This is a genomic window from Brevinematia bacterium (genome assembly GCA_039630355.1).
Classification (GTDB): domain Bacteria; phylum Spirochaetota; class Brevinematia; order DTOW01; family DTOW01; genus SKYB106.
Window position 1 is genome coordinate 1 of the sequence record JBCNVF010000112.1, and the last position, 4,055, is coordinate 4,055.

General features: G+C 39.7%; 4 protein-coding genes. All 4 read right to left on the minus strand.

Features of this window, described 5'->3' with window-relative positions:
• Positions 1-568 (minus strand): undecaprenyl-diphosphate phosphatase (locus ABDH28_07325; GenBank protein MEN2998825.1); only part of this gene is annotated, 568 nt, incomplete at its 3' end.
• A gap of 18 nt (positions 569-586) precedes the next feature.
• Positions 587-1,564, minus strand: coding sequence for a beta-ketoacyl-ACP synthase III (locus ABDH28_07330; GenBank protein MEN2998826.1), 978 nt, complete (start codon positions 1,562-1,564; stop codon positions 587-589).
• 180 nt (positions 1,565-1,744) lie between these two features.
• The gene (locus ABDH28_07335; protein MEN2998827.1) at positions 1,745-3,262 is read right to left on the minus strand and encodes a M48 family metalloprotease; all 1,518 of its coding nucleotides are present in this window, start codon (positions 3,260-3,262) and stop codon (positions 1,745-1,747) included.
• Positions 3,263-3,834: 572 nt separating this feature from the next.
• The coding region (locus ABDH28_07340; GenBank protein ID MEN2998828.1) for a hypothetical protein at positions 3,835-4,055 on the minus strand (221 nt) is incomplete at its 5' end.

Below are 4,055 nucleotides of genomic sequence, written 5' to 3' on the forward strand. Positions count from 1 at the left end.
TGAACACTCCTGCGCTTGCTCTATCAAGTCCTGCGATAAGACCTGTTGAAATTGTGATACCGGATCTTGAGATACCGGGTAGGACTCCAATTCCTTGTGCTATGCCAACGAAAATGCTTTCAAGGGGGCCAATGTTTTCAAGTGTTTTGTTTTGTGAGGTGTGGAGGAGGTAGGGAAGGATTAAAATGAAAGAGTTGACGATGAGCAGTATACCAACCAATTTGTAATTCTCTTCTACAGCTTCTCTGAGGAAGGGTTCAAGTATGAGAGCGACTATAACTGTGGAAGCGGTAGCGATTACGATGAGCCAGAATAGTCTACTTTCCTTATCACCAAAGAATCTATAGAATTTGATACCTCCTCTGATCAATGTCATGAATTCACTGAAGAAAAAAGTTATGACGACTATCAATGTAGCGATGTGTAGGAGAACATCAAACCATAAGCTTGTTTTTCCCATGTTTCTAAGATAGTGATCGGCAAGAACAAGGTGTCCCGAGCTACTGATGGGGAGAAATTCTGCTATTCCTTGTATGAGTCCCATTATTATTGCCTTTAGAATATCCATACACCAACCTCACGTAAGTTAATACTTGAGTGCTATAGCTCCCCAGGAGAAACCTCCACCGAATGCTACGAGTATGATTATATCTCCTCGGTTTATTTTGCCTTGTTCTACTGCTTCTGCGAGAGCTATTGGGATAGAAGCTGCGGAGGTGTTGCCATACTTATCAAGATTGACAAATACTTTTTCCTCTCTGGTTACGCCCAGATATTCCGCAATAGCATCAATTATCCTTATGTTAGCTTGATGAGGAATGACAAGTTTTACGTCTTCTTTTCTTATTCCAGCTTTTTGAATAACTTTCTCTACAGACTCTGTCATCATTCTGACAGCCATTTTGAATGTTTCTCTTCCGTTCATCTTTATAAAGTGTAATCTGTTTTTTATACTTTCTTCTGAAGCTGGGATTTTTGCTCCTCCTGCGGGGACATATAGTAGATCTGCAAATCCGCCGTCTCCTCCTAGTTCAAATGCCAGAATATCTGACTCGCTATCATCTATGGTATAGATGACGGCACCTGCTCCATCTCCGAAAAGCACACAGGTATTTCTATCCTGCCAATCTGTTATCCTAGAAAGAGTCTCTGCACCAACAACCAGAATATTCTTGAAAGCACCACTTTTTAGGAAAGAGTTTGTTATCACCGAAGCATAGACAAATCCAGAACATGCGGTGTTTATATCAAAACCTGGTTTTTTTATTCCGAGTTTTTCAGATATCAGAAATGCTGTTGCGGGAAAAACCATATCTGGAGTAATGGTAGCACATATTACGGCGTCTATGTCCTCTGGGAGAAGGTTTGCGTTTTTTATTGCAATCTTGGAAGCTTCTACTGCTAAGTCCGAAGTAGTTATCTCAGAGTCTGCAATTCTTCTTTGCACTATACCGGTTCTAGTTCTTATCCATTCGTCACTAGTTTCAACCATTTTCTCCAAATCGTGATTCGTCAGAACTTTAGGAGGAACATACATTCCTACTCCTCTTATCTTTACACCCATTACTTCCCCCAAAATTATTGCTAAATTTTATTTAATAGTATCTCCGATTTACAATTAAACTGACCATCAGTAATCTCTTTAATCTCTTTTGCTATTCGTTGGTTTCAATCCCTAAAAGGGCAGGTAAAAACGTATGTCTGTGGTTCAACAAAAAAAGGGGAGGCTTTGCCCCCCTTCGTGCTAATACAGTTCAACAGTTTCAATATTATTTGTTTTTCTTTTCTTTTCCTCAAGTTCGTATTTAAGTAGTTTTAGTGCTCTTAGTGCTGGTAGTGGGTGTGTGTGTAGTATCGTTTTTAGTCTGTCTTCAAACCTAATTTTTAGTATACCGAGCAGTAAAGCATCTATCACTCTGCTTCTGCCTCTTGCGTACGTAACAGTTCTGCCAGCAAATACAATTTTGTTGTCTATGGGTATTCTGTAGGGTATGGGTTCTTGTTGGAGTTCGCCCAGCCACCTGCCACTCAACAAGTTTTCATAGTAGATAAGCTCCTCAAAGCTTTTGTTGCTTATCTCTATCTTTGCGCCTCTTTTTGGTTTTTCTGCTGGGTTCTCTGGAATTGCAGCGTCAATCTCATTATATGTTTCTTCAACGTATTTCAGCATCCAGTCACCACTGTTGACTAGATTGGGCTCCTTCGGATTATCATGATAGTTCACCATTGATATTTTTGATCTGTGTTCAAGGAGTGCTACTAGTGTTTTTAGAGGGTAGTTGTCGTCAACTGCTTCAATAGGTTTGTTGTATGTTCTTTCTGTTTCAGCTATTATTGCAAGTACGTCTGCCAGCACTACTGCTGGTATACCAACGTCTACAACTGCTTTGTCAGCAAGATACTCTCTTGTTCTCAAAAACCAGAAGTATATAGGCATTGTGAACAGCCCAAGTGCCAGTGTCCATATACCCATGTGCCACAATATCCAGCCACCGAGGTACATTATCCCCATTGCTACTGTTGGCGTTGGGTCACTCTTGTTTTTGGTGTTTTTGTTGTCGTCTGTTATTATGAACATAAGCAAGCCTGCAATTATCATTATAACGGGAACAATCACCGTCAGTACTATCAAGAAAACAAGTGTCTGCGGAACCCATATGATAAGCGATGTTATTCTGAAGTCTTCGTTTTTTATATGTCCCATCTCGTGTGCAAACACTGCCTTGAGGTGGATATCGGACAGAACGTGTAGGAGCCCTCGGTGTATCACTACCCTTGCTTTATCATTACTAGGACCGTAGGTGAACGCATTCAGCCCTGCCGCCTCCGTTATGCCAATCCTTGGCATTTTCTTAATACCGAGTTCTCTTGCAACCTGCTTCGCTATCTTATACACATGCTTGTATTCCTCGTTATCCTTCTCAACCCACACACTCACCAACTTATCATACTTCTTTGGAAGAAACTTATATACTACGAGTGCGTAGAGTATGAAGAACAGAAATATAGATATTGACACTGGGGGGACTATTTTGCCAGCATACAGAAAGCTTGCACCCACTATCGAAAATACCATCGCAAGTCCAGAATTCGTAAGTTTCTTTTTGCTTGTTCTTTGTAAAAGAGCTATGACTGTGAACAAGCATCCTGCAACCATAAATGCGTATCCCAAAAGCTCAATATACGGCGCAATGCTATTTGTAAATGCTGCATACTTCCTCACAATGATTTCAATAAATGTCCAAAAGTTGCCTTCTTTCATATATCCCTCCTTAATACTAGTTTAACAAGTATGAATATCTTTCTTTTATGAGGTAATTACAAAACCTCTTTAGTGCCATCCCTCTCTCAACACCAACTATTCTGTACTTGTTAAGTAGTATAAACATTTGGATTGGAATGTTTAGAAATTTGCTCAGTCCTACGCATTTCTTCCCCTCTGTTATGTTCCTATTGTTCTTCCTTTCTATGCTGTAGAAGTCGGAAAGTTTCAATCTATAAAAGGGCAGGTAAGAACTGATGTGAAAAGAACAAACTTATTACTGGTTTGTGTTGAGGTTTCAATCTCTAAAAGGGTAGGTAAAAACTGTATTGCATTTCTCTGCTCCTGTACTTGCTCTCTTAGTTTCAATCTATAAAAGGGCGGGTAAAAACTGAACAAATGTTGTTTCTTAATGGTTTGTGTTGAGTGAGTTTCAATCCCTAAAAGGGCGGGTAAAAACCCAGCCGGGAGAGATGAGAAGATTTATATTGTATTTGGTTTCGATCCCTAAAAGGACAAATAAAAACTTTTTAATGGTTTGTGTTGAGTGACAACCCAACACGTTTCAATCCCTAAAAGGGCAGGTAAAAACCCACCACAACAAGTTTAGGCATATGTCCATTTATTATAGTTTCGATCCCTAAAAGGACAAATAAAAACTTTTTATATGGTTTGTGTTGAGTGACAACCCAACACGTTTCAATCCCTAAAAGGGCAGGTAAAACTTTTTTCGTTTTTAAACAAAATGTCGCTTTACGTCCTGTTTCAATCCCTAAAAGGGCAGGTACACGCC

Coding starts and splice junctions, on each gene's coding strand:
- ABDH28_07330 (MEN2998826.1), bottom strand. CDS start 1,564: ATGGGTGTAAAGATAAGAGGAGTAGGAATGTATGTTCCTCCTAAAGTT.
- ABDH28_07335 (MEN2998827.1), bottom strand. CDS start 3,262: ATGAAAGAAGGCAACTTTTGGACATTTATTGAAATCATTGTGAGGAAG.